The organism is Novosphingobium sp. 9, from assembly GCF_025340265.1.
Classification (GTDB): Bacteria; Pseudomonadota; Alphaproteobacteria; order Sphingomonadales; family Sphingomonadaceae; genus Novosphingobium.
On sequence record NZ_CP022707.1, the window covers coordinates 543004 to 565399 of the forward strand.

26 protein-coding genes and 1 pseudogene are annotated in these 22396 nt (G+C 64.4%); 13 read left to right on the forward strand and 14 right to left on the reverse strand.

Annotated elements, in window-relative coordinates; all coding sequences use genetic code 11:
- The first annotated feature begins 3 nt into the window (after window positions 1-3).
- On the forward strand, window positions 4-1383 hold the full coding sequence (fumC, locus tag CI805_RS02640; protein WP_260925953.1) for a class II fumarate hydratase: 1380 nt from the start codon (window positions 4-6) through the stop codon (window positions 1381-1383).
- A gap of 47 nt (window positions 1384-1430) precedes the next feature.
- Here the strand turns inward: fumC and CI805_RS02645 are convergent, their stop codons facing one another.
- Window positions 1431-2663 (reverse strand): ROK family transcriptional regulator, encoded by a 1233-nt coding sequence (locus CI805_RS02645; protein ID WP_260925956.1) that lies wholly within the window; start codon window positions 2661-2663, stop codon window positions 1431-1433.
- A 208-nt stretch (window positions 2664-2871) separates the two neighbouring features.
- On the opposite strand from CI805_RS02645, the gene CI805_RS02650 reads away from it, so the two are divergent.
- Genes CI805_RS02650 through CI805_RS02660 form a run of 3 tightly spaced genes read left to right on the forward strand, consistent with a single transcriptional unit; the run spans window position 2872 to window position 4550 of the window.
- On the forward strand, window positions 2872-3243 hold the full coding sequence (locus tag CI805_RS02650; protein ID WP_260925959.1) for a PadR family transcriptional regulator: 372 nt from the start codon (window positions 2872-2874) through the stop codon (window positions 3241-3243).
- Window positions 3233-3799, forward strand: coding sequence for a DUF1700 domain-containing protein (locus CI805_RS02655; RefSeq protein WP_260925961.1), 567 nt, complete (start codon window positions 3233-3235; stop codon window positions 3797-3799). Before CI805_RS02650 ends, CI805_RS02655 begins: the two co-directional genes overlap by 11 nt.
- Window positions 3800-3824: 25 nt before the next feature.
- On the forward strand, window positions 3825-4550 hold the full coding sequence (locus tag CI805_RS02660; RefSeq protein ID WP_260925963.1) for a DUF2807 domain-containing protein: 726 nt from the start codon (window positions 3825-3827) through the stop codon (window positions 4548-4550).
- Window positions 4551-4605: 55 nt separating this feature from the next.
- Here CI805_RS02660 and CI805_RS02665 read toward each other — a convergent pair whose 3' ends face one another.
- Both CI805_RS02665 and CI805_RS02670 read right to left on the reverse strand, forming a co-directional pair.
- The gene (locus CI805_RS02665; protein ID WP_260925966.1) at window positions 4606-5472 is read right to left on the reverse strand and encodes an oxygenase MpaB family protein; all 867 of its coding nucleotides are present in this window, start codon (window positions 5470-5472) and stop codon (window positions 4606-4608) included.
- On the reverse strand, window positions 5469-5933 hold the full coding sequence (locus CI805_RS02670) for a helix-turn-helix domain-containing protein (RefSeq protein ID WP_260925969.1): 465 nt from the start codon (window positions 5931-5933) through the stop codon (window positions 5469-5471). Before CI805_RS02670 ends, CI805_RS02665 begins: the two co-directional genes overlap by 4 nt.
- Window positions 5934-6053: 120 nt before the next feature.
- Between CI805_RS02670 and CI805_RS02675 the strand changes: the two genes are divergently transcribed.
- The gene (locus CI805_RS02675) at window positions 6054-6725 is read left to right on the forward strand and encodes a murein L,D-transpeptidase catalytic domain family protein (protein WP_260925971.1); all 672 of its coding nucleotides are present in this window, start codon (window positions 6054-6056) and stop codon (window positions 6723-6725) included.
- Between the two features lie 18 nt (window positions 6726-6743).
- Here the strand turns inward: CI805_RS02675 and CI805_RS02680 are convergent, their stop codons facing one another.
- The 3 genes from CI805_RS02680 to CI805_RS02690 all read right to left on the reverse strand — a co-directional run bounded on the left by CI805_RS02680 (window position 6744) and on the right by CI805_RS02690 (window position 8798).
- Window positions 6744-7610 carry a metallophosphoesterase family protein gene (locus CI805_RS02680; protein WP_260927729.1) on the reverse strand — a complete coding sequence of 289 codons (867 nt, stop codon included), beginning with the start codon at window positions 7608-7610 and terminating at the stop codon, window positions 6744-6746.
- Between the two features lies 1 nt (window position 7611).
- The gene (locus CI805_RS02685) at window positions 7612-8460 is read right to left on the reverse strand and encodes a diacylglycerol kinase family protein (protein WP_260925985.1); all 849 of its coding nucleotides are present in this window, start codon (window positions 8458-8460) and stop codon (window positions 7612-7614) included.
- Window positions 8461-8621: 161 nt separating this feature from the next.
- On the reverse strand, window positions 8622-8798 hold the full coding sequence (locus CI805_RS02690; RefSeq protein ID WP_260925987.1) for a hypothetical protein: 177 nt from the start codon (window positions 8796-8798) through the stop codon (window positions 8622-8624).
- Between the two features lie 238 nt (window positions 8799-9036).
- Between CI805_RS02690 and CI805_RS02695 the strand changes: the two genes are divergently transcribed.
- The gene (locus tag CI805_RS02695) at window positions 9037-9366 is read left to right on the forward strand and encodes a UrcA family protein (RefSeq protein ID WP_260925996.1); all 330 of its coding nucleotides are present in this window, start codon (window positions 9037-9039) and stop codon (window positions 9364-9366) included.
- 67 nt (window positions 9367-9433) lie between these two features.
- On the opposite strand, the gene CI805_RS02700 is transcribed toward CI805_RS02695, so the two are convergent.
- From CI805_RS02700 to CI805_RS02710, 3 genes are all read right to left on the reverse strand, one after another.
- Window positions 9434-10174 (reverse strand): LytTR family DNA-binding domain-containing protein, encoded by a 741-nt coding sequence (locus CI805_RS02700; RefSeq protein ID WP_313958514.1) that lies wholly within the window; start codon window positions 10172-10174, stop codon window positions 9434-9436.
- Window positions 10171-11505 (reverse strand): sensor histidine kinase, encoded by a 1335-nt coding sequence (locus tag CI805_RS02705; protein ID WP_260926000.1) that lies wholly within the window; start codon window positions 11503-11505, stop codon window positions 10171-10173. The genes CI805_RS02700 and CI805_RS02705 overlap by 4 nt, the downstream gene beginning before the upstream one ends.
- Before the next feature lie 138 nt (window positions 11506-11643).
- Window positions 11644-13167, reverse strand: a complete 1524-nt coding sequence (locus tag CI805_RS02710) for a fumarate hydratase (protein ID WP_409934924.1) — start codon at window positions 13165-13167, stop codon at window positions 11644-11646.
- Between the two features lie 298 nt (window positions 13168-13465).
- On the opposite strand from CI805_RS02710, the gene CI805_RS02715 reads away from it, so the two are divergent.
- The 4 genes from CI805_RS02715 to CI805_RS02730 all read left to right on the forward strand — a co-directional run bounded on the left by CI805_RS02715 (window position 13466) and on the right by CI805_RS02730 (window position 16552).
- Window positions 13466-14065: a protein-L-isoaspartate O-methyltransferase family protein gene (locus CI805_RS02715; protein ID WP_260926003.1), complete on the forward strand. Its 600-nt coding sequence runs from the start codon at window positions 13466-13468 to the stop codon at window positions 14063-14065.
- 4 nt (window positions 14066-14069) lie between these two features.
- The gene (locus CI805_RS02720; protein WP_260926007.1) at window positions 14070-15590 is read left to right on the forward strand and encodes a TolC family outer membrane protein; all 1521 of its coding nucleotides are present in this window, start codon (window positions 14070-14072) and stop codon (window positions 15588-15590) included.
- Between the two features lie 89 nt (window positions 15591-15679).
- A complete protein-coding gene (locus CI805_RS02725) occupies window positions 15680-16162 on the forward strand; it encodes a DUF2497 domain-containing protein (RefSeq protein WP_260926010.1) in 483 nt (160 codons plus the stop codon).
- 15 nt (window positions 16163-16177) lie between these two features.
- Window positions 16178-16552 carry a (2Fe-2S) ferredoxin domain-containing protein gene (locus CI805_RS02730; protein ID WP_260926013.1) on the forward strand — a complete coding sequence of 125 codons (375 nt, stop codon included), beginning with the start codon at window positions 16178-16180 and terminating at the stop codon, window positions 16550-16552.
- Here the strand turns inward: CI805_RS02730 and CI805_RS02735 are convergent.
- Window positions 16533-16844, reverse strand: a complete 312-nt coding sequence (locus CI805_RS02735) for a hypothetical protein (protein ID WP_260926016.1) — start codon at window positions 16842-16844, stop codon at window positions 16533-16535. The two genes, CI805_RS02730 and CI805_RS02735, sit on opposite strands and share 20 nt — an antisense overlap.
- 185 nt (window positions 16845-17029) lie before the next feature.
- Here CI805_RS02735 and CI805_RS02740 point away from each other — a divergent pair, with 185 nt between their 5' ends.
- Window positions 17030-17455, forward strand: coding sequence for a CBS domain-containing protein (locus CI805_RS02740; protein ID WP_260926018.1), 426 nt, complete (start codon window positions 17030-17032; stop codon window positions 17453-17455).
- Between the two features lie 269 nt (window positions 17456-17724).
- Window positions 17725-18057 carry an iron-sulfur cluster insertion protein ErpA gene (gene erpA, locus CI805_RS02745; protein WP_260926024.1) on the forward strand — a complete coding sequence of 111 codons (333 nt, stop codon included), beginning with the start codon at window positions 17725-17727 and terminating at the stop codon, window positions 18055-18057.
- A 68-nt stretch (window positions 18058-18125) separates the two neighbouring features.
- Here erpA and CI805_RS02750 read toward each other — a convergent pair.
- A pseudogene (locus CI805_RS02750) lies at window positions 18126-19762 on the reverse strand (beta-N-acetylhexosaminidase family protein).
- Window positions 19702-20142 carry a glycoside hydrolase family 20 zincin-like fold domain-containing protein gene (locus CI805_RS02760; protein ID WP_260926046.1) on the reverse strand — a complete coding sequence of 147 codons (441 nt, stop codon included), beginning with the start codon at window positions 20140-20142 and terminating at the stop codon, window positions 19702-19704. Before CI805_RS02760 ends, CI805_RS02750 begins: the two are co-directional and overlap by 61 nt.
- A gap of 119 nt (window positions 20143-20261) precedes the next feature.
- On the opposite strand from CI805_RS02760, the gene xth reads away from it, so the two are divergent.
- The gene (gene xth, locus CI805_RS02765; RefSeq protein WP_260926049.1) at window positions 20262-21035 is read left to right on the forward strand and encodes an exodeoxyribonuclease III; all 774 of its coding nucleotides are present in this window, start codon (window positions 20262-20264) and stop codon (window positions 21033-21035) included.
- A 148-nt stretch (window positions 21036-21183) separates the two neighbouring features.
- Here the strand turns inward: xth and CI805_RS02770 are convergent, their stop codons facing one another.
- A complete protein-coding gene (locus CI805_RS02770; protein WP_260927735.1) occupies window positions 21184-21813 on the reverse strand; it encodes a cell wall hydrolase in 630 nt (209 codons plus the stop codon).
- Between the two features lie 249 nt (window positions 21814-22062).
- Window positions 22063-22392: a DUF1491 family protein gene (locus CI805_RS02775; protein WP_260926051.1), complete on the reverse strand. Its 330-nt coding sequence runs from the start codon at window positions 22390-22392 to the stop codon at window positions 22063-22065.
- Window positions 22393-22396 lie beyond the last annotated feature (4 nt).

Here is a 22396-nt window from a genome sequence, read left to right on the forward strand (position 1 = left end):
ATCATGCAGACCCGCCGCGAATCGGACAGCATCGGCGAAATCGACGTTCCCGCCACCGCCTACTGGGGCGCACAGACCCAGCGCAGCATCGAGAACTTTCCCTTCGGCGATACCGAGCGCATGCCGATCGCCATCGTCCACGCCCTTGCCCGCGTGAAGCGCGCCGCTGCCTGGGTGAATCGCGAGCACGGCCTCGATCCCAGTCTGGCAGGTGTCATCGAGCAAGCCGCAGGCGAAGTGATCGACGGCACGCTCGACGACCAGTTCCCGCTTGTCATCTGGCAGACCGGCAGCGGCACCCAGAGCAACATGAACGTCAATGAGGTCATCGCCGGACGCGCCAACGAAATCCTTTCGGGCACTCGCGGCGGCAAGAGCCCGGTCCACCCCAACGATCATGTCAACAAGGGCCAGTCCTCTAACGACAGCTTCCCGACCGCACTGCATGTCGCCGCCGCCGTCGAGGTCGACCGTCTTCTGCTGCCTGCGCTCGGTGTCCTGCGCGCCTCGTTGCAGCGCAAGGTCGAGGCGTGGGGCGATATCGTCAAGATCGGCCGCACCCATCTTCAGGACGCAACGCCGCTGACGCTGGCGCAGGAGTTCTCGGGCTACGTCCAGCAGTTGGACTATGCGCAGGAGCGCCTGCTCGACGCGCGCAAGGGCGTGCTGAAACTGGCACAGGGCGGCACGGCGGTCGGCACCGGGCTCAACGCCTCACCGGGCTTTGCCGAAGCTACGGCCAAGCACCTGGCCGAGCAGACCGGCCTGCCGTTCGAGACCGCACCCAACAAGTTCGAAGCCCTCGCCAGCAATGACGCGCTGGTACAACTCGCCGGCACGCTGGCGACGCTGGCCGTCTCGCTCACCAAGATCGCCAACGACATCCGCCTGCTGGGCTCCGGACCGCGCTCCGGCCTTGGCGAACTGGACCTGCCTGCCAACGAGCCGGGCAGTTCGATCATGCCAGGCAAGGTCAATCCCACCCAGTGCGAGATGCTGACGATGGTTGCGGCGCAGGTGATCGGCAACCATCAGGCCGCGACCGTAGGTGGACTTCAGGGCGCGTTCGAGCTTAACGTCTTCAAGCCGCTGATCGGCGCGGCGGTGATCCGCTCGATCCATCTGCTGGCAACCGGCATGGACAGCTTCGCCACCCGATGTGTCGACGGGATCGAGCCGAACCGCAAGCGCATCGTCGAACTGGTCGAGCGATCGCTGATGCTGGTGACAGCTCTGGCGCCAGAGATCGGCTACGACAAAGCCGCCAAGATCGCCAAGCATGCTCACGAAACCGGACAGACCCTGCGCGAGGCAGCGCTGGAACTCGACTATGTGGACGAGGCGACCTTCGATCGCGTCGTGCGCCCCGAAACTATGATCTGATCACCAGCACAGATGGGCGGGCGGGAGGTCTCTGCCTTGTCCGCCCGTCAGCGCCCGGCTTGCATCAGGATCGATTCCGACGCGAGCAGTTGATCCAGGAACGGGATCATGGCGGCACCAATTGCGGGGGCGTCATCCGCCATCCGCGCACGTTGGACCGGGGCCACCGCTGGAATTTTTGCACCGACAAGACCTGCCGACAAACGCTCCACCAGTCCGTCCGCCAAATCCCCCGGCAGTCGGCCCCCGATCAAGACCGCAGACGGGTTTATGAGGCAGTTCATAGCGATCAGCGGTGCGGTGAGCGAACGCGCGGCATCGTCCAGCCATCGTTCGATCACCGGCTCCGCTTCCGCCGAGATTGCGGCAAGTGCCGCAGGATGATCGACCGGGAACCCTGCGGCCTCCAGTCGCTCGTAGAGAGCAAGCAGGGAAACGGTGTCCTGCACGACGGCATCGGGACCAGCCGGGGGATCAGGCATCGCCCAGATCTCACCCGAACGCGAATCCGCCCCGCGCACATAACTCTTGTCGATCACCAGACCACCGCCGAGCCCCGCACTGATCAGCAGATAGAAGAAGCCGGGCAAGGCGATGCCGTCACCCAGATGCAATTCTCCCAGCGCAGCAGCGGCAGCGTCGTTGTCGAGATAGAGCGGCCAGGGAAGCGCCTGTGCGAACAGCGCCTGAAGATCGAGTCCATCCCACGCCTCATACCCTTGTGGACGATGGGGCAGGGCGATGCGGCCAAGATCGTCGGGCAGGGCGATGCCTACACCCAAAACGCGCTCGGGGGCGATGCCTGCGGATACCATCAGTTCCGGCAGCACGGCGGCCACGTGCGCTGCTACAGCATCGGGCAGGGCGAACGGGATTTCCAGCGTATGGCGAAACCTGACCTGTCCCGCCAGATCGACCGCCGCCAGCGAGATATGGTCTCGATCAATATTAAGGCCGATCGCGAAAGCGCCTTCCGGAACGATGACGATCCGCTTGGCGGGTTGGCCACGTTTCCCCTGAAGGCGCCCGCCGGGGCGCACGAGGCCCGTCTCCGCCAGTCGGCGGGTGATATTGGCAATCGTCGGCGCGGTAAGGCCGGTTATCCCGGCGAGTTCGACGCGGGTCGTCTCGCCCGCCAGACGAATCGCTTGCAGAACGATGCGCTGATTGTAATCGCCTGCCCGCTCCAGATTGGTGCCGGAAAGACTGAGCGTCAGACGCGACTCGACACCGGAGAAGTTGCCGAATCGGCGAGATAAAGCGCCTTCGCTGTCGTCCATCTGGTCGCTCTTCGCCTCCCGCGCTTTGCGTATTCAATTTTCATAAGTGCTCCAAGCAACGCATCTGTCAACGGCAAGCGCCTGAAAACCATAGCCATTGACAGATCAATGCAAGCTACCTGCGATGGCAATGTACTTTCTTAAACAAGGTATCTTGCAACACACAGTAGCTTGTTATAGACAGTCTCCATCGACAGGAGACAGATCGATGTCGGAAATCGAAATCCAGCTTAAGAAAGGGGTGCTCGGTCTTTGCGTGCTCGCGCTGCTTTCGCGGGGTGACAGCTACGCCTACGAGATCGCCAGCCGCATGGCTGCCGCGGTCGACATGGGGGAAGGCACCATCTACCCGCTGATGCGCCGCATGCAGTCCGAGGGCCTCGTGGTCACGTACCTGGAGGAATCGCCTTCGGGACCGCCTCGCAAGTACTACCGCATCACCGAGACCGGGCGAGCCCGCCTCGACGAACAGGTCAGCGAATGGCGCGGGTTCACCGCCGCCGTCGAAAGCCTGCTCGCCGCCGAAGCAGAGCCCATGCCCGCGACCGCCAGTTCAGGGGAGGACAGCCATGACGCGTAACGAGTTCATCAAGCGCCTGAAGGCGGGCCTCAAGGGCATGCCTTCCGAGGATATCGCCGAGATCGTCGCCGACTACGAAGCGCATTTCGAGGCAGGTAACGCCGACGGGCGCTCCGAAGCGGAAGTCGCCGAAGCGCTGGGCAATCCCTCGCGCCTCGCCCGCGAACTGCGTCTGGAAGCAGGCATCCGCAACTGGGAAGCAGGACGCACGCCGTCCTCGGCCTGGACCGCTATCATCGCCTTCATGGGCCTGGCCACGATCGACATCCTGATCCTGCTGCCAATCGTGCTGCCGGTAATCGGCGTGATGTTCGGCCTGTTCGTGGCGACCGTCGCGATCTTCATCGCCGGGGGCTTCATCATGATCGCAGGGCCGTTCAGCGGCTTTCCCGGCGGCATCTTCACCGCGATCCTCTTCGGCCTCGGTCTGATGAGCGCGGCGGTGGCAGCCGGTGCGCTGCTCACGCTGGTCAGCATCTGGATCGTCAATGCCCTCATGTGGTTCGGCCGCCTGCACTACCGGGTGATCGAGCCCGCCATTCACGCCGACGCCTAAGCGCGACGGAACAAGGAGACATACCATGCTCAGGAAACTGCTCATCGTCTTCGTCAGCGGCGTGATCCTCTCGATCCTCGCCATTGGCGGCGCCTGGATCGTCGGCGGCAAGGATGTTCGCGAGGCTTTCCAGGACGGCAAAGGCTGGCACTTCGACTTCGATGACGACGGCAAGGCAGACCACGGCCCGCAGCACGTCCGCACTTTCGCGGTCCAGCCCGGCCAGCAGATCGCCATGGAAGTGCCGGTGGAGCTGCACTTCGTGCGCGGCGACAAGGCGCAGATGACCGTCAGCGGCCCGGCCTCAATCGTCGATCACCTCGTGTGGGAAAACGGTCGCCTCAAGACCGATGGCACGGGCAGCGCCCGCCACTTCCACCACGGCGTCAAGGTGACGATCACCGCCCCGCAGATTGCCGGTCTCGATCTCGAAGCACCGGGTGACGTGACGCTGCACGGCCTCGATCAGGACCGCCTCGACCTCAAGGCCAATGGCGCGATCGACCTCGATGCCAGCGGCAAGGTTCGCCAGATGTACGTGACCTCGAACGGCGCAGGCGATCTCGATCTGGAAGGTGTCGACAGCGAGGACGCGGTGATCCGCATGTCGGGGGCAGGGGACGTCGCCGTCGGCGCCAGCAACCTCGTCGATGTCGAGATCAACGGTGTCGGCTCGCTGCGCCTGACCCGCAAGCCCACCACGCTGCGCACGCAGATCAATGGCCTCGGCTCGGTCGATCACGACTATTGAGACCAGCACGAACCAAGGAAAAGGCCGCTTCCCTCACGAGGGGAGGTGGCCTTTCTCACGTTCCAGCTCTGTGTACCCCGGCGAAGGCCCAGCGCACGGTCTCGGCCATGGCCTGTGTCGCGGCAAGAGCAGGCAGGCGGCGGGCCTTTCCGGAACTGAAGCCCAGCATCGGTGCGGCAAAGGGCGGCAGCAGGTCGATGGCTGCTGTGCCCAGCAGCTTCTGAACCGCACCGCCAACCGTCCGCCGCGACCCCTGCAACACGAAGCGCGCCACCTCCCGCGCCTGCTCGCTGCCCACCAGATCGCCGCGCATCTCGGTGAGCAAGGCTGCTGCCTCGGCGCGGCTTTCCGGCACCGGATCGGCACCCAGACGACGCGCCACTTCGGCGAACTGGGCAAAGTAGCTGTCCTGTGCCGCCCCGCTCATCTCGGGATCGGCATAGCGGCGGTAGGCGGCGAGAAAGCTTGTCGCCTCGGCCAGGTGAACCCACGCCAGCACGCGCGGCTGCGTGGCGGAATAAGGGCGCCCGTCCGGCAAAGTACCTTGAATCCGTTGGTGAATCAGATTGACGCGGGCAATGGCCTGCTCGGCTTCTTCGCGTGGGCCATAGGTCGTCCGGGCGATAAACCGTGCAGTGCGCCGCAGCCGACCTGCCATATCGTGGCGAAAGTCGGAATGATCGAGCACACCCTGCAGCGCCGCCGGATGAAGCATCTGAAGCAGGAGCGCAGACATGCCGCCCACCATCATCGCCACGACATCGCCATGAACCTGCCGGATCGGCGTTCCTTCCGCGAACAGTGCATCGGGTGAGGGCAGTACCGGCGTTTCACCGCGCGCGGCATCGTTGAACACCGCGCGCACCCGGCGCACCAGCAAGGCTCTGGCAGCATCGCTCGGCCGGGGAAGCGAAAGTGTCACCCGCCGCCGCTCCCGTCTGCCCGCGCGATCAGCGTGTCCAGCGCCGCGCGGCCATGGCGCAGTTCGACGATGATGCGGCGCAACTCCGCAGGGGTGATCCGCGCCTTGCTGTTGCCATCGATCGCGTGGACTTCGATGATCCGGTGCAACGCCTCGACAACCGCCAGCACCGGGTCCTGCTTGGTCATCGAAGTGGGCAGGGGATAGGCCCGCACTTCAGCCAGCCGCAGCACCGGGTCGATAGCGCCGGGACCGAATTCCTGCTCCAGTCGCAGCAGCAGCACGGGATCGAGGCTCGTCTGCTCGGCGCGAACATTGCGGATCGTGCCGGGCGAGCAGCCAATCCGCTCGGCAAATTCACCGTCCGACAATCCGTGCGTGCGTTGCAGGGCGCGCACAGCCGAAGATACGGCGCCGCGATAGGTATCGGCATTGGCCGGACGGTTTCGCGTGGTCGTCATCGCTTCTCTGCGATCCTCCTTCCCGACATGCGCGCTGTTCGTCGCACGTCAACAGCTTGTGGTCGGATGGGCGCGATTGGCCAAGACCTTGTCGATCACTCGTGGCATTAGGGGCGCCATATGATTCTTACCCGACGCAATTTCATCGTCGCGGCCACGGTCATGGCCGCGAGTTCCTCCAGCGCTGTCCAGGCCCTGTCGACCCGCCGCCGTCCCGTACCGACGCCAGCGGTGAAGGCGCAGGCGATGGAGCATGCCGACGCCATCCGCGCCTCGGGCATTCGCCCGATGCTGATGTCCGCCGCGCTTGGCGCGCTCGACCGGCATGGCGACACGTTCAAACGCGACCGCATCGGCGTGGTAGACTTCGCCTCGTCCTCGTCCGACCCGCGATTCCATCTGGTCGATCTTGAAGCAGGCACCACGACCTCGCTTCTGGTCTCCCACGGCTCCGGTTCAGATCCTGCACACTCCGGATGGCTTCAACGTTTCTCGAACCAGCCCGGTTCCAATGCCAGCAGCGAAGGCGCCTATCTGACCGGCGCTTACTACTCCGGCCAGCATGGTCATTCGCAGCGCCTGATCGGCCTCGATCCGACCAACAGCAATGCGCTCTCACGCGCGATCGTGGTGCACGGCGCCTGGTATGCCGAACCGGACATGATCGACACGCATGGCAAACTGGGGCGCAGCGAGGGCTGCCTTGCCGTGGGAGACAGCCAGATCGCGCAGGCATTCGCCCATCTGGGCGAGGGCCGCCTGATCTACGCCGCCAAGATGGACCGCGCCTGAGAGCGACCCATCTGCCAGTCAGTGTACCGGCGGATCGACCAGCGGCACCGTCGCCACGCCCGAAACCGGTTCTCCCGGTTCGCGTGGTGGGAGGGCGTTCTCGGGCACGTCGTCGATCTGCATCGCGCGCGTATCCACATCCTCAAGATTGCGCACGATCACTCGGATCACATCGCCCTCGATCAATATCTCGTTGAAGCTGGGCGGTGTCGAGCGGATGCGCTTCGACAGCGTGCCGGCACCGATCATCCGCAGCGGTCCAGCCGGGGTCTGTTCGACAAGATCGAAGGGATCGTGAATGTGCCCCGTCAGAATTCCCATGACCTTGCGCGAGGCGAGCGCTTCCATCGCCTTGGTCCCGTTGATCGTCAGCAGCTTGCCATCGCGCTTGCGGCGCTCGGGCAGAGGGTGGTGCGCGGCGACCAGCACGCGCGTGCCCTTGGGCAGCGCATCGATCGCCGCCAGCGTTTCGGCAAGAGCCTTGTCGGTCACGCAGCCGTTTGACCAGGGAAAGCGCTGCCATTGCGCCCGCGTCGTGGTCTTGAGGGGCACGATGGCAAGGCCCGAAAGATCGAGCTGCACTTCCAGCATCCGCTCGATCGCATGGAAGCGCTTGTACGGATCGAAGAAGCGCTCGTACAAATTGAAGTAGGGAATGTCGTGGTTGCCCACCTCGACCGTCACCGGCACGTCGAGCGAACCGATCCACGCGGTCGCATCGCGAAATTCGCGATGGCGCGCGCGCATAGTGAGATCGCCGGTGATCGCCACCGCATCGGGCTTCTCGCGCGCGATCGCGTCTTCGACGAATGTCAGCGCACGGGTATCTTCAAGACCGAAGTGAATATCGCTGATATGAAACAGTCTGATCGGGGTGGAAGACATCTCAACCATGCTTGGTCATCACCAGATCGACGTCACAGGCAGTCATCTCGAATTCCTCTTCGGCAGCACCGTCGAACGGCTCCCCATCCAGCAACAGGCCCATCGGCTCGCCATCGGGGCAGGTCAGACGAACACGCCGGTGCATGCCCAGATCATCATGCGGGCCGTCACGGAAATCGCGATTAAGCAGGGCGATGCCCTGTCCCGCATAGTCCGCAAGCGATTCCGCATAATAGCCTTTGGCCTGCAGGCCTTCATCCTGCGGCGTGACGGTGATGGCGGCATAGCCTTCCTCACGCCCGCCGTCGACCTCGGCGCAACGAACTTTCGGCCCGTTGGCAGACCAGCTGATCGCCTGCCTGGTCGTGGACAGGAACTCGACGAAATCCTTGGCCCGCATTGCCTCGCGCACTTCATTCCAGACCGTGCCCGGCCCTGCCAGCACACCCGTAAGCGCCACGCCATGTCGCGAACGGATCACACTGGGGCGAGTGCAGGTGATGGCACCGGGGCGGAGGCGTGAAAGGATCGTCTTCGCGTCAACATCGCCGTGCTGGCGCTTGGACAGCATATTCATCGTGCCGCCGGGCAACACCAGAACAGCACCGGACCAACCCGAAGCCGCAGCGACAACAGCATGAATCGTACCGTCACCGGTAAATACGGCCAGCAGATCCACGTCGGCATCGTCCAGCTGCGAAGGTGAGGGGGCATCCTCGTCCGGAAACCGCACAAGACGTTCCACGTGGAACCCTGCGTCAGCAAAATCCTCGCAAAGCTGTTCAACCGCCACCTCGTCATTGCTGCCGCTATCCGGATTACAAACCAGCCAGACTCGGGTGCCCCCCACGCCGCCTTCTCCTTTCGCCGTCATTCATTGTTGCTGCCCCAAACAACCGGGGGCATGCCGCAGGGTTCCCGATCAGAGCCGCCCGCTGATGAGTAACCAGGCGGCCACGGCATTCATTCCCGAGTATCCGAGGTACACAAGAGCCCAGCCAACCGATCCGCTCACCGCCATGACCATGGCCCCCACAGCATTGCGAACTCGACCAGCAGGCTCAGCGTGCCGCCCAACGGCTGAAAATACCATGGAGCCTGCGCAATCATCGGATGACCACTTTCGATCACGGCCTTGTGAGCCGCGAAATTGACGATGCCAAGACAGAACACGAGCATCAGGATCATCGGACCACGCCAGCCTTATATCGTTTGCCCGAACATGACACCTGCTCGGTCGATGGCAACCGACGCTGTTCGTCGATGGCAAATGTCGCTCGTCGGCAGCGCTTTTCCTTCGTCGATCCATGCTGCGCGCAAGTCGACCTTCGGATGAATCGAATCGCGGGTCGTCGCAGAACAACCTCATCGAGCCGCTGCGGACAAAAGGGTCCGGAAACAGACGGCTCCCTCAAGGAGAAGCCCGATGTTCAAGACCCAGTTCGCCGCCGCCGCTCTTAGCCTCGCCCTGACCGGCGGTCTTTTCGCAGCCTCCACCAGTGCCCATGCAAACACCACTCTGGTCCACTACAACGACCTCGACCTAACCACTTATGAGGGCCAACACACCCTTCAGCAGCGCCTTGACAAGGCAGCGCTGGACGTTTGCCAGAACGCCCGTGACGCACAGGGCCAGAAGCCGGCTCCTTGGGTTTGGCGTGCCTGCTATGTTGATACCCGTGTGCAGGTAAAGCAGCAGGCCCAGACAGTAATTGCCGCTGCAGCCGACAAGAACCTGCCCCGCCTCGGCGGATGACCCCCTTCACCCGCGTCCCAAAAGAGAAAAGCGTGACCGACTGGCGGGCGCCGACCGGGAAACCGGATCAGCGGCCCGCCATTTTTTTGACGGCAGGAAGATAAGTCCGGCCGATCCGCAAGGTCTCGCCATCGGCAGTTTCCACAGACCAGACGCCCAGACCTTCGTGGACCAGCCCTGTCACACAGTCCCGGCGCAGGATACAACTGCGGTGGATGCGAATGAACCGCTCCGGGTCCAGCCGCTGCTCGATACTGGTGATCGTCTGGAGCAGCAGATAACTCTGGCCCCGGACATGGAGCTTGACGTAATCGCGCTCGGCATCGATCCGCACCACATCGCCCGCCGGAATGCGGACCAGTTCCGAGCGATGCGGCACCCAGAATTCCGAAAGCCAGGCATCGACCGGGGCAGGGCGCTCGATCCGGCGCCCCCGCACGCGACCGACAGCCCGCTCCAGGCGATCCGGCGCCACGGGCTTGAGCACATAGTCCACCGCATCGAGATCGAAGGCCTCGACCGCGAACTCATCGTGTGCCGTCACGAAGATGACCGCGGGTGGAGCCGTTCGGTCCGCCAGACGACGCGCTACGGTCAGTCCGTCGGTCTCGGGCATCGTCAGGTCCAGAAGCACCAGATCAGGCGCCAGCGCATCGATCAGCCGCAATGCAGCTTCCCCATCGCTGGCTGTGCCGACCACCGCCAGAGCCGGAAGGCGCGAGCAGATCACCTGCATACGCTCCACCGCCAAAGGTTCGTCATCGACGATCAATGTACGCAGCGGCGCGTTTCCTTCGATATCGCTCATGTTCTCACCCCGTCCAGCGACAGCCATCCTGCGTCACTGCCAGCATCGCTCATGGGTATCGTCAAGATCGTGGCATAGCCACCCCCGGCTCGGACGCCGTGCGACAGACTGGCACGTCCGCCAAACCGCGCCCGCAGCCGGTCCCGCACGTTGGCAAGGCCGATCCCGCAGCCCGCCGCGCCCAGCACAGGCGCCGTCTCGCTCTTGTCCGGACCGTCATCCTCGACCACCACTTCGAGCATTTCGCCCTTTCGCTGCGCGCGGATGCCGATCGTAACCGGGCGCTGCGTTGCAGCTACGCCATACTTTACCGAGTTCTCGACCAGCGGCTGCAGGATCATGCCCGGCACTTTTACGCTGGCCGCTTCCGCGTCAACCGCGATCGCCGCGCGCAGGCGGTTGGGAAAACGAACCCCCTCGATCTTCAGATAAAGCTGTTGCAGCTCGATCTCCTCACTGAGCGAAATATCGCCGGTGGGATCGCCGGACAGCGTATGCCGGTAGAAGCTGGAAAGTGACTGGATCATCGTTTCGGCATCGTCATGCCGCTCGGTCATCACCAGCGCAGACAGAGAATTGAGCGTGTTGAACAGGAAATGCGGATTGACCTGATAACGCAAACTCCGCAATTCCGCCGCCTCGGCAGCCCGACGATACTCCCCTTCGCGCCGTTCCGCCGCGCGCGCTTCCTCAGCCTTGGCCAGCGCGAAATAGAGCGCTGCCCAGGCGAGGATCAGAAAGTATCGTCCCAGCGAGGTATCCACCAGCGAAACAGCGCGACTGATCCGCGCCTTCTCATCTTCATCCCCACCCGAATGAATGGTGATCTGTGGCGCCTGCGGCGAAGCAGGCATGGCGGTAGGTTCCGCCCCCGGAACTTGAGCGGGAGGAGCCGGAGGCGCTGGTGGAGCAGCCTCGGGAATATCGACAAGGATATTCCCGCCATCATCTCGCGTGATGCGAATCTTGCCGTCCTCACCAACGCTCACCGTCCCGGCAGGCGGCTCCATCGTCGTTTCGAGATCGGAGAAGATCGTGTCGTTGATCAGCGCCAGCGCGAACGACAGCGGCAGTGCACCTGCCAGCACCGCCGTCAGCCGGAATGTCCATGAACGCCGCTCGATCATCTGGAGCAACGGCCACGACACCGCCATGACCATAGCCGAAAGGACGCAAATCGTCAGCCGTCGCGACACGATCGGCCAGTCGAGATCGAGGCCAACCAGCGCGCCGCGCGCGGTCGCCAGCACGAAGTAGCAGGCCCAGAGCGCAGCCAGCGATCCAAGAACGGCCCGCGCCGGAACGCGCGGTTGCAGAAGGGATGATCTCATCGATGACAGACTAGCGTGCGTTGCGGTGAAGGCCAGCACGCTCGTCGAAGCAGGACGACACCCATCGAATGCGCCACTAAAAAGGCGCCGCGCGAACCTTGTCGCGCGGCGCCTTTCTCAACTTGTCCGTCGGGCAGATCAGGCCGGAAGCAGATGCTCCTTGGCGATCTTTTCCTTCCACACCAGCGGCGCGAGCTGGTGGACATTCTTGCCCTCCGAATCGACGGCCACTGTCACCGGCATATCCTCGACGGTGAACTCGTAGATGGCCTCCATGCCGAGATCCTCAAAGGCAAGTACCTTGGCTTCCTTGATGGCGCGACTGACCAAATAGGCCGCGCCGCCGACCGCCATCAGATAGGCCGACTTGTGCTTGGCGATCGATTCCGTCGCCGCCGGACCGCGCTCGGACTTGCCGATGCTGGCCAGCAGGCCAAGGTCGAGCATCGTGTCCGAGAACTTGTCCATGCGCGTCGCGGTGGTCGGGCCTGCCGGACCGACGACTTCGTCACGCACCGGATCGACCGGGCCGACGTAATAGATCACGCGACCCTTGAAATCGACGGGCAGTTCCTCGCCCTTGGCCAGCATGTCCTGAATACGCTTGTGCGCGGCATCGCGGCCGGTCAGCATCTTGCCGTTCAGCAGCAGGCGATCGCCCTGCTTCCAGCCCTGCACCTGCTCGGGCGTCAGCGTGTCGAGATCGACGCGGATCGCTTCCTTGCTGGGCTTCCATTCGACCTTGGGCCACTCGTCCAGCTTGGGCGTTTCGAGGTAGCTCGGGCCCGAACCATCCAGCGTGAAGTGCGCGTGGCGGGTTGCCGCGCAGTTCGGGATCATCGCCACCGGCTTGTTCGCGGCATGGCACGGCCAGTCGAGGATCTTGACGTCGAGGATCGTGGCAAGGCCGCCAAGGCCCTGCGCGCCGATGCCCATCGCGTTGACCTTGTCGAAGATCTCGATGCGCAGCGCCTCGATGTCGTTCTGCGGGCCGCGGGCCTTCAGCTGGGCCATGTCGATCGGCTCCATCAGGCTCTGCTTGGCCAGCTTGACGCAGTGCTCGGCCGTACCGCCGATGCCGATGCCCAGCATACCCGGCGGACACCAGCCGGCGCCCATCTGCGGCAGCATTTCGATCACCCAGTCCACGATCGAATCGCTGGGATTCATCATCTTGAACTTCGACTTGGCCTCGCTGCCGCCGCCCTTGGCCGCAACGTCAACCGAGATCTTCGAGCCCGGAACCATCGTTACCGACAGCACGGAAGGCGTGTTGTCCTTGGTGTTGCGACGCGTGAACGCCGGGTCGGCCAGCACCGAAGCGCGCAGCTTGTTCTCGGCATTGCCATAAGCGCGGCGCACGCCTTCATCGACCACTTCCTGAAGCGAGCGGTCGGATTCAAGGCGGCAGTTCTGGCCCCATTCGATGAACACATTGACGATGCCGGTGTCCTGGCAGAGCGGACGGTGCCCTTCGGCGCACATCCGGCTGTTGGTCAGGATCTGGGCGATGGCATCGCGCGCAGCGGGGCCCTGTTCGGCCTCATAGGCGTCGCCGAGCGCGCGGATATAATCCATCGGATGGAAGTAGCTGATGTACTGGAGCGCGTCGGCAACGCTCTCGATCAGGTCGCTTTCGCGGATGGTCACCATTTCGGTCATGGACGGGGCTCCCTTTGCGCAATTTTGCGTCTCTTGCCACGCCTCCCCTTAGGGGCACTTGCCGCCCAGCGCAAAATCGCATTTTCGCAGTCCTTCGTGTGCCGAACACAACTGCACTTGCAGGATCGGCAAACCGCTGACCGGCATCGACAAGCGTCGCGGCAAACCCCTTGGCCTTGCCCTCCGCTTGGCATAGAAGGCGGCCTATATTCTCGTCCGAACGTGCGCGAGCCCCGATGAACCGCAAAGCCGGAGATAGGGGCTTCCGGGTACGTAAGCCTGGAAGGAAGTTTCCACCATGACCCTGACCGACACCCGGTCCACCGCCTCCGATACCGCCCGCCGCGCGATGATCGTCAGCCAGCTGCGCACCAGCGGCGTGAACGAGCCCTGGGTGCTGGAGGCGATGGCCTCGGTCGCACGCGAGGATTTCGTCCCGGCAGACCTGCGCAATGTCGCCTATATCGACCGCGCCTTGCCGCTCGGCAACGGTCGCATGCTGGCCGCTCCGCTGGTCCATGCCCGCCTGATCGCCGATGGCCGCCCGACGAAGGCCGACAAGGCGCTCCTTATCGGCGATGCCAATGGCTATCTTGCGGCGTTACTGCGTCCGCTGGTGGGCTCGCTTGATGTTGTCGCGCCTGACGCCCTTGCTTCTATCACCGGCCCGGCTGACGTCACGCTCGTCGTCATCGACGGCGCCATCGAAGTGCTGCCCGACGTACTCTCCGCGCAGATCGCCGAAGGCGGTCGTGTATCCTGTGGTCTGATGGTGCGCGGCGTCAGCCGCATCGCCACCGGCACCAAGGTCAACGGCGTGGTTTCCCTGCAGCAGCTGGCGGAAATGGGGATTCCCGCTCTTCCCGAATTTGCTGCGCCCAAGCGCTGGAGTTTCTAAGTTTATGGCCCGGTTCGCATGGCGCGCCGGGCTCATCGTGGGGGGATGTCTGACGGGGCTTGCCGGTATTCCAGCGGCAAGAGCCGATACCCTGCGCGATGCGCTCGTGACGGCCTACCAGACAAACCCCACGCTCGAATCCGCCCGCGCCCAGCAGCGCGGGGTGGACGAGAACGTCCCCATCGCCCGGTCCTCGGGCCTGCCCAACGCCAGCGCGACGGCAACTTACACCGAGTTCGTCAAGCGCAGCGCCAATTCCTATACCAGCCCGGAACGCGCTCTGGCTGCAACCGGTACGATCGGCCAACCGATCTATTCGGGCGGCGCCGTGAAGAACAGCGTCAAGGCGGCAAAGATCCGCGTCGATGCTGGGCAGGCAGACTTGCGCGGCAGTGAAAGCTCGCTGTTTTCCAGTGTGGTCTCGGCCTATATGGACGTGATCCGGGGCGAGGCCGTGGTCGCGCTCAACCGGCAGAATGTCCACGTTCTGGAAGTGAACCTCAACGCCACCAGCGACCGCTTCCAGATCGGCGATCTGACCCGCACCGACGTTGCCCAATCGCAATCGCGCCTTGCACAGGCGCAGGGCGAGGTCCGCAATGCCGAGGCGACGCTTACCAATGCGCGCGAGAGCTATATCCAGTTGGTCGGCAAGGCCCCGGTCGATCTCGTGCCGCCGCCGCCGCTTCCCGGCCTACCGGCCTCACCCGACGATGCCGTGCGCATCGCGCTCGACGACAACCCTGATCTGATTGCCGCGCGTGAGCGTACCAAGGCCTCCGAAAAGGACATCGACGTCGCCGGGGCAGGGCGCCTCCCGACGGTGAACCTCTTCGCGCAAGGGGGGTACAACGACTATTTCGGCACGCTCGGCGGTGCGCTGCCCAGCCTCTATTCTCAGACCGAGACGAGCGCACAGGCGGGCGTGCAGATCAACCTGCCGATCTTCCAGGGCGGCCTTCCCGCCGCCAAGCGGCGACAGGCGCAGGCCACAGCGCAGGCGACGATGGAAACCGAAATCGCTGCAGAGCGCCAGGTCATCGCGCAGGTCCGCTCGGCCTATTCCTCGTGGAAGGCTGCGAACGATCTCATCGGAACATCGCAAGTCGCGGTCGACGCCGCCAAGCTCAGCCTTGAAGGCGTACGGGCCGAAAACAGCGTGGGCAACCGCACGATTCTGGATATCCTCAATGCCGAGCAGGAGTACCTCAACGCGCAGGTCTCGCTGGTCACAGCGCGGCGCGATGCCTACGTCGCAGGCTTCACGCTGCTCGCAGCCATGGGCCATGCCGAGGCACGTGATCTCAATCTCGACGGCGGCGTGCTCTATGATCCCGAGGTCAATTACCGGCGGGTGAAGGCCAAAATGTCCGACTGGGGCAACGATCCCGCGCCCGAAGCGCAGTCCACCCGCACGGTCGATACTCCGATCCAGGACGGCAACATCTCTGCCGAACGGGCACAGGCCTATGATCTCGATGCCGACAATCCCGACGGCAACGATACGACGATGGGGCCGCACTGAGCCCGTTCCGGCCTTGCGCTCCAGCTTCAGGTCAGTCACAATTGGCGCTGTAGGCGGGATTGTGCCTGTCTCAGGGGATTTAGGTAACGATGCGTCAGCCGGGTGAACCCAGCGTCGAGGATATTCTCGAATCGATCAAACAGGTGATCGCCCGCGACAATCGCGCCGGTACACGCTCGACCCGGTCGCGCAGCGAACCGTTCACACCGGAAGCGCCGGCCACAGCGACCCCGGCGCAAGCCGCTCCCGCTGTGCCCGATCCCGAAGACGTGCTCGATCTTGCCGCCAGTGCCGCATTCATCTCCGATGACGAGGACGATGAAGCGACGGAAAACGGCCTGATTCCTCCCGGTGCGCGGGCATCGATGCGCGAATCGCTGGCGGCGCTGGCCATGCTGGCGGAACCCGGCGCGTCGCCGCAGATCGTGCGCTCTGGCGAAACCTCGCTGGAAGGGCTCACGCGTGATCTGCTGCGCCCGATGCTGGCCGAGTGGCTCGACAAGAACCTGCCGCCGCTGGTGGAGCGACTCGTCGCCGCCGAAATCGCGCGGATCGTTGGCAAGAAGGGCTGACGGGAAGGGTTGTCGATGTCGGTTGGGGATCGTCAGGTCGAAAAGGCGCAGGCCGCTTTCGCGAAGATTGGCGGGCCGACTGTCCAGCGACAGATCTTTATCTGTGCCGAGCCGCAGAAGGGCGAGTGCTGCTCTCTCGCTGTTGGTGCGGCTTCGTGGAAGTATCTGAAAAAGCGCCTGAAACAGCTCAAGCTGGATGGGCAGGGCGGGGTCGCGCGCACCAAGGCGGACTGCCTGCGGATCTGCGCTGCGGGGCCTGTCGCGGTCATCTGGCCCGACAATGTCTGGTATCATTCCTGCACCGAAACCGTGCTGGAGCGTATCATTCAGGAACACCTGATCGGCGGCGAGCCGGTGGCGGATTTCCGGCTTACGCCTCCGGAGGCGTGATCGCGTCCTCGCCGGTTTGCGCACTGCCCACCGCATCGTCATGACCGCTGCTGCTGGACAGGAACGCCAGCCCCATCAGGGCCGAGGCGAGTAGCATCGACAGCCCCAGACCCAGCGCGGCCGCAATATAGAAATGTACGGAAATCAGTCCGTTACCGCGCCACAGATGGACGATCATGCCGATCACCAGCAGCACCGTGACGGCCATCATCCACGCCATGACCCGGCGATAGCGCGCCCAGGCGAGCGCCGCCTTCTGGGGATTCTGGAGCAGGGACGAGCGATGTTTCACGTGAAATCATCTGTGCGCTTGCAAGCGATCACGCAAGTCCCCCCGTGCCGACACAGGGGAGGCAAAGGCAGGGTAAGGACCACCTAAGAGAGGCTAGAGGGGGTCTAGAGCCGCATAACCCCGCGTGACGGCGGCTTTGCGCTTTGATACTCTCGCCTCCAACACACAAAAGAGGGAGAGTCGAAATGACGATCGGACGTCTGATCGAAGGACGCGGCGATGTCGTGCGCTGCGATGTATCCACCCCTGTCAGCGAAGCCGCCGGGCTTCTGGCCGAGCGCCGCATCGGTGCCTTGCCGGTGATGGACGGCGATGAGCTTGTCGGCATCTTCTCCGAACGCGACGTAATCTATCGCCTGCGCGAATTCGGCCCCTCGATGCTGGCGATGCGCGTGGGCGACGTGATGACCGCGCCGCCCGTCACGGCGGAGCCCGATACCCCGGTGATGAGCGCGCTGGCGCTGATGACGCGGCGGCGCATCCGCCATCTGCCGGTGGTGCAAGGTGGAACCATGGTCGCCTTCGTGTCGATCGGCGATCTGGTGAAGTACCGCATCGAGAAAGTGGAATCCGAAGCCGAGGCGATGCGCTCCTATATCCAGACCTCCTGAGGAGGCTGTTTGAAAAATGCCTGCAACGGCATTTTTGAGACGGCACCGGCCCTCTCCCGTTCCGAAGATCACGAATATGTCCGGGGGACATATTCGCTGAGGGGGCCTGCCACCCGCAGGATACTACCGTTGGGTGGCAGGGTGGGGGCGCCAAAAAACAAAATGGGGCCGGTGCCGCAAAATTCGCATGCGCGAATTTTCGAACGGACTCTGAGGCGCCACCTTCCTCCACCTTGTCGGAGAAGGGCGGCGCGCCTACATTCGCAGCCATGGATACCACCGCTCTCACGCTCAGCCCCTCTGCCGCCGCGCGCGTTGCCGCCATCGCCGCGAAGCAGGGCAAGCCCGCGATCCTGCGCCTTGCCGTCGAAGGGGGCGGATGCTCGGGCTTCCAGTATCGCTTCGGACTGACCGATGCTGCCGATGCCGACGATTCGGTGACGCAGACCGATGGCGTCTCGCTGGTGGTCGATTCGGTCAGCCTCGATCTGGTGAGCGGCTGCGTGGTCGATTACGTCGAATCGCTGGGCGGCGCGGCGTTCCGGGTCGAGAATCCGAATGCCTCTGCCGGGTGCGGCTGCGGATCGAGCTTCGCGATCTGATCGCAGCAGAATAGCGCTGAATACGAGAAGGGCCGGAAGTTCGACTTCCGGCCCTTCCCGTTTGTCCCTCAGGGTTTCGGCGCTGGTGCCGGGGCTTGCCAGACCAGCCCCGGCGCATCGGCCACGAACGTATCGAGCACCCCGTCGGCGACCTTGATCGGCCCGCCGATCCGCGTGGCGCCGGGGATCGACTGGATCGCGGTGGCCTTGTCCGCCAGCGCCTTCGCCTCTGCAAAGTCACGCGGCGCGGCCTCGCTGCCCTCCAGTGCGGCATTCAGGCCATCGACCGTCAGGCGCAGCGAACGGCCCCAGAGCGCCGTCGCATCGAGCCAGGGCGCCGCTTCCGCCACGAACCCGCGCCCGGTCTCGCCCGGAACGCCGGCGCGGATGCGATCGGGCGCCGCCGCAAGCGCATCGGCGGCCTTGCCCAGACGGGCCAGCGCCGCGCGCAACGCGGCCACGTCACCGCTCGCCAGCGCATCGCGCACCGCATCGACCTTCGCGGCGAGCACCGGCGCCTGCGGCTGCCAGGGCTGGTGCCCGAAGGTCGGCGCGAGGTGCTGGGTGTCGAAGAAGGTCAGCAGCGCCTGCGTGGTTTCCGCATCGCCGCCCGCCATGTCACGCGCGGCGGCGCGCCAGGTGCGCTGCGCATCGTAGGCACTGTCGTTCCAGGCGAAAGCCAGCAGGCCCGCGACGGCGGGACGGCTCGCCACTTCCTGATTCATCGGATTGGCGACCACGCCTTCCAGTTCGCTGGAAAGCCCCGCCTGTCGGCGATCATAGGGCGCCATCAGCAGTCGACCGGCGGACTCGCCATAGTCGTTCACCGGGTAATTGTCCCAGAGCAGGGTCTTGCGCCCGAAGGCCTTGGTCGCGGCCTTGGCATCGGACACCGAGATCGAGGAGGGCACCACGTCGGTCCCCGTCCACTGCACCACCACGCGCGGATCGAGTGCTTCGCCCAGCGCCGTCTTGTAGGGCGAGACGGTGGCGTTGTAATATTCGGTCGGCACCATGATGAGCGCGCCGTGGCGGCCGGTATGTGCCCCAGAACTGACATTGTCGGCCGTGATATCGGCCTGCACCGCGTTCAGCAGGCTGGCTTGCGCCTTGCCCGCAGCCGCCTCTCCCGGTGCGCCGAACTTCGCCTCGTCGTCCTTGCAGTTCCATTTGGTGTATTCGATATCGTCGAAGGCGACGTAGAAGCTGCGCACGCCGCGTGCCCGCAGCGCGCCGAACTTGGCGCGGATCGCGGCAAGGTCAGCCGGATCGCTGTAGCACACCGAGGGGCCGGGCGAGATCGCATAGACGAAATTCACATGCTCGCGGTTGGCAACATCGACCACCTTCGAAAGCGCATCGAGCGTTTCGGCGGGGTAGGGATCGCGCCAGTGATCGCGGGCGTAAGTGTCGTCCTTGGGCTGTAGATATAGGTATTGGCCTTGAACCGGGCGAGGAAGGCGATGTGCGCCTCGCGCTGCGCCATGGTCCACGGCTTGCCATAGAAGCCCTCGATGGTGCCGCGCACCGGCATGGCAGGGTAATCGGCGATGGTCAGCGAGGCGATGCTGTCTTTCGCCACCAACTGCCGCAAGCTCTGCGCCGCGTGATAGAGACCGTCCGCATCCTTGCCCGCCAGCACGATCAGCGCGCCACTCTCGTCGGCCTTGCTGGCGAGGGCATAGCCTTCTTCGTGATCGGGCACGCTGGCGCCGGTCTGCGAAAGCGCCTTGGCGACCAGCGGCGTGTCCGCCGTGCCGAGCACGACCTGCACGCCCCCCGTTCGCCCTTGCCCATGCTGGAGGCGACGCGGACACGCGCCACGCCCGCCTGCGTCAGCACCTGCCGCACGAGATCGAGGCTGGAAGCGTCGGTGCCCTTGGGGGCGACGATCGACACGCTGTCACCCAGCGCGATCTGCGGCCCGGTCAGGCGCAGCGACTGCGGGGCGGGGAAGATCGCCGGTGCGGTAGCGGGCGCCGCAAGGGCAGGGACGGCGATCAGCAGCGCCGCCGCGCCTGTTGCCAGCAGACTCTTCGTTCGAAACGATCCCGACTTTCGCATAATGCCACTCGCCCCCGTCATTGGTATTTGATTGATCCGATATTGGTATCTGTGGCGACGGGATATGTCGAGATGAAAGCGTGCAGGGGATAGGGCCGCGCTCTTGACGACAGGGGGGCTCACTCCCGACAAGGCGCATCATGAAGATTGCCACATTCAACATCAACGGGATCAAGGCCCGTCTGCCCCGCCTGCTCGAATGGCTGGAGGAAACCCGCCCTTCCGTCGCCTGTCTGCAGGAGATCAAGACGCAGGACGAGGGCTTCCCGATCGAAGAGTTCGAGAAGCTCGGCTACAAGGCGCTGTGGCACGGCCAGAAGGGCTTCAACGGCGTCGCGATCCTGGCGGACGGCGAACAGCCGGTCGAAGTGCGGCGCGGGCTGGAGGGCGACCCTGAGGATCTGCACTCGCGCTATCTGGAGGCGGACGTCTTCGGGGTGCGCGTCGCGTGCATCTATCTGCCCAACGGCAATCCGGTGCCCGGGCCGAAGTTCGACTACAAGCTGCGCTGGATGGAGCGGCTGCGCGCGCGCATGGCCGAGATCGCCGCCGAGGAAGTGCCCGCGATCGTCACCGGCGACTACAACGTGATCCCGACCGATGCCGATGTGTGGTCGCCCGCCGCAATGGCCTCGGACGCGCTGATGCAGCCGGAATCGCGCGATGCCTATTACCGCCTGCTGGGCGACGGCTGGACCGATGCGGTGGCCACCCATGCGCCGCAGGGCGGGGTGTGGACGTTCTGGGACTATCAGGCCGGGGCCTGGCAGCGCGATCACGGCTTCCGCATCGATCACGCCCTGCTGTCACCCGAACTCGCCGACCGTCTGGTCGCCTGCGGCGTCGACAAGGAATACCGGGGCCGCGAGAAGTCCAGCGATCACACGCCGGTCTGGGTGGAATTGCGGGATTGAAGGGTTTTCGATCCGGCCTGAAGGCCGGATTGATGCGGCACCGGCCCACGCCCCCACCCTGCCACCCCCTAGGTTACTATTGTCGGGTGGCAGGGTGGGGGCGTGGGCCGGTGCCGCAAGCCTCCTACGGAAGCAGGAGGCTATATCATCAGCGATAGAAGATGTGGTTGTCGACCTGGGCCAGCTTCGTCAGGCCCCAGCGCGGCGAAACGCTCGTCGCGTGGAAGAACAGCGCGCCCTTGGCGGCGCTCTTCCAGGTGCCCTGATCGGCGATGCGCGCAATCGCGACAGCGCGGCTCCAGGTGTCCGAAGACGTGTCGATATGCGGCAGGCTGTGATGGCGCACGAACGAAAACTGCGAGGGCTGAAGCACCACGCCGCAGTAACTTGTCGGGAACCGACCCGAGCTGGTGCGGTTTACAATGACACGGGCCACGGCCAGCTGACCTTCGAGCGTCTCGCCGCGCGCCTCGAAATAGACGGCGCCCGCCAGGCACTTCATGTTGCGGTCGAGCTTGCCCGCGTTGTCGGCAACGTCGGACACCAGTTCGGAGAGCGAGGAAGCGCTCTGGTCCGAAGCATCGGTGGAAACAGGGTCGGCCACGTTGTCTGCATCGTCGTCTGCGGCGTCAGGTCCGGCGCTCGCTTCGGCATTGGGAAGCGGCTGGACGACAGGCTGCGACACGAAGGCCACGGGATTCTGTTCGGTCTGCCCGGGTGCCACCACCGAGGCTACCGCGCCCGATCCCAGGGCGCTCAGGAGGGTCACGAGGACCATCGCGGAACGGGCACATGCGCCCGCCCAAACCAGTTTGCTCTTCATCGAGCCTTGTTCAAGAGCGGTGAACCGGTCAGACACAGGCCCTGGAACGGATGCTCCCCCCGCGGAAAGCATGTGACCCGTTCGGCCTGCCGACGATCCCCCGTCTGCGTGCTAGCGTCCCGGGCCGATCTGCCCCGAAAGCCGCATTCGCTTCAACGAGAGCGCGCCGTTGCCAGCCCGCGAAAGCCAAGTCAACCCACCGGGTCAGCCTTCCACGAGGAGTCGTTCGCCCCCTGCGACATCCAGTTCGACGATCCACAGGTCGCGATCCTGCGCCTTTCGCCGGTCGAGGTACTCGGTAAATTCGAATGGGTTTTCAGCGTCCTGCACCCGCGAACAGTCCCATCCACGGGTGCCGTCGAGACGCGGCATCCGCTCGTAGAGACGGGCCAGACCGCCACGTTCCTGTATCGTCACAAGAATTGTTCCGGCGTCCGCCTCTCCCTTGGCGAGCACCATCGCGAATCCCCCGGCAGCCTGCGTGCGGCGAATCAGCGCGGCGACTTCGAGGTGGGCGGGCAGGCGCTGGTCCATGGCG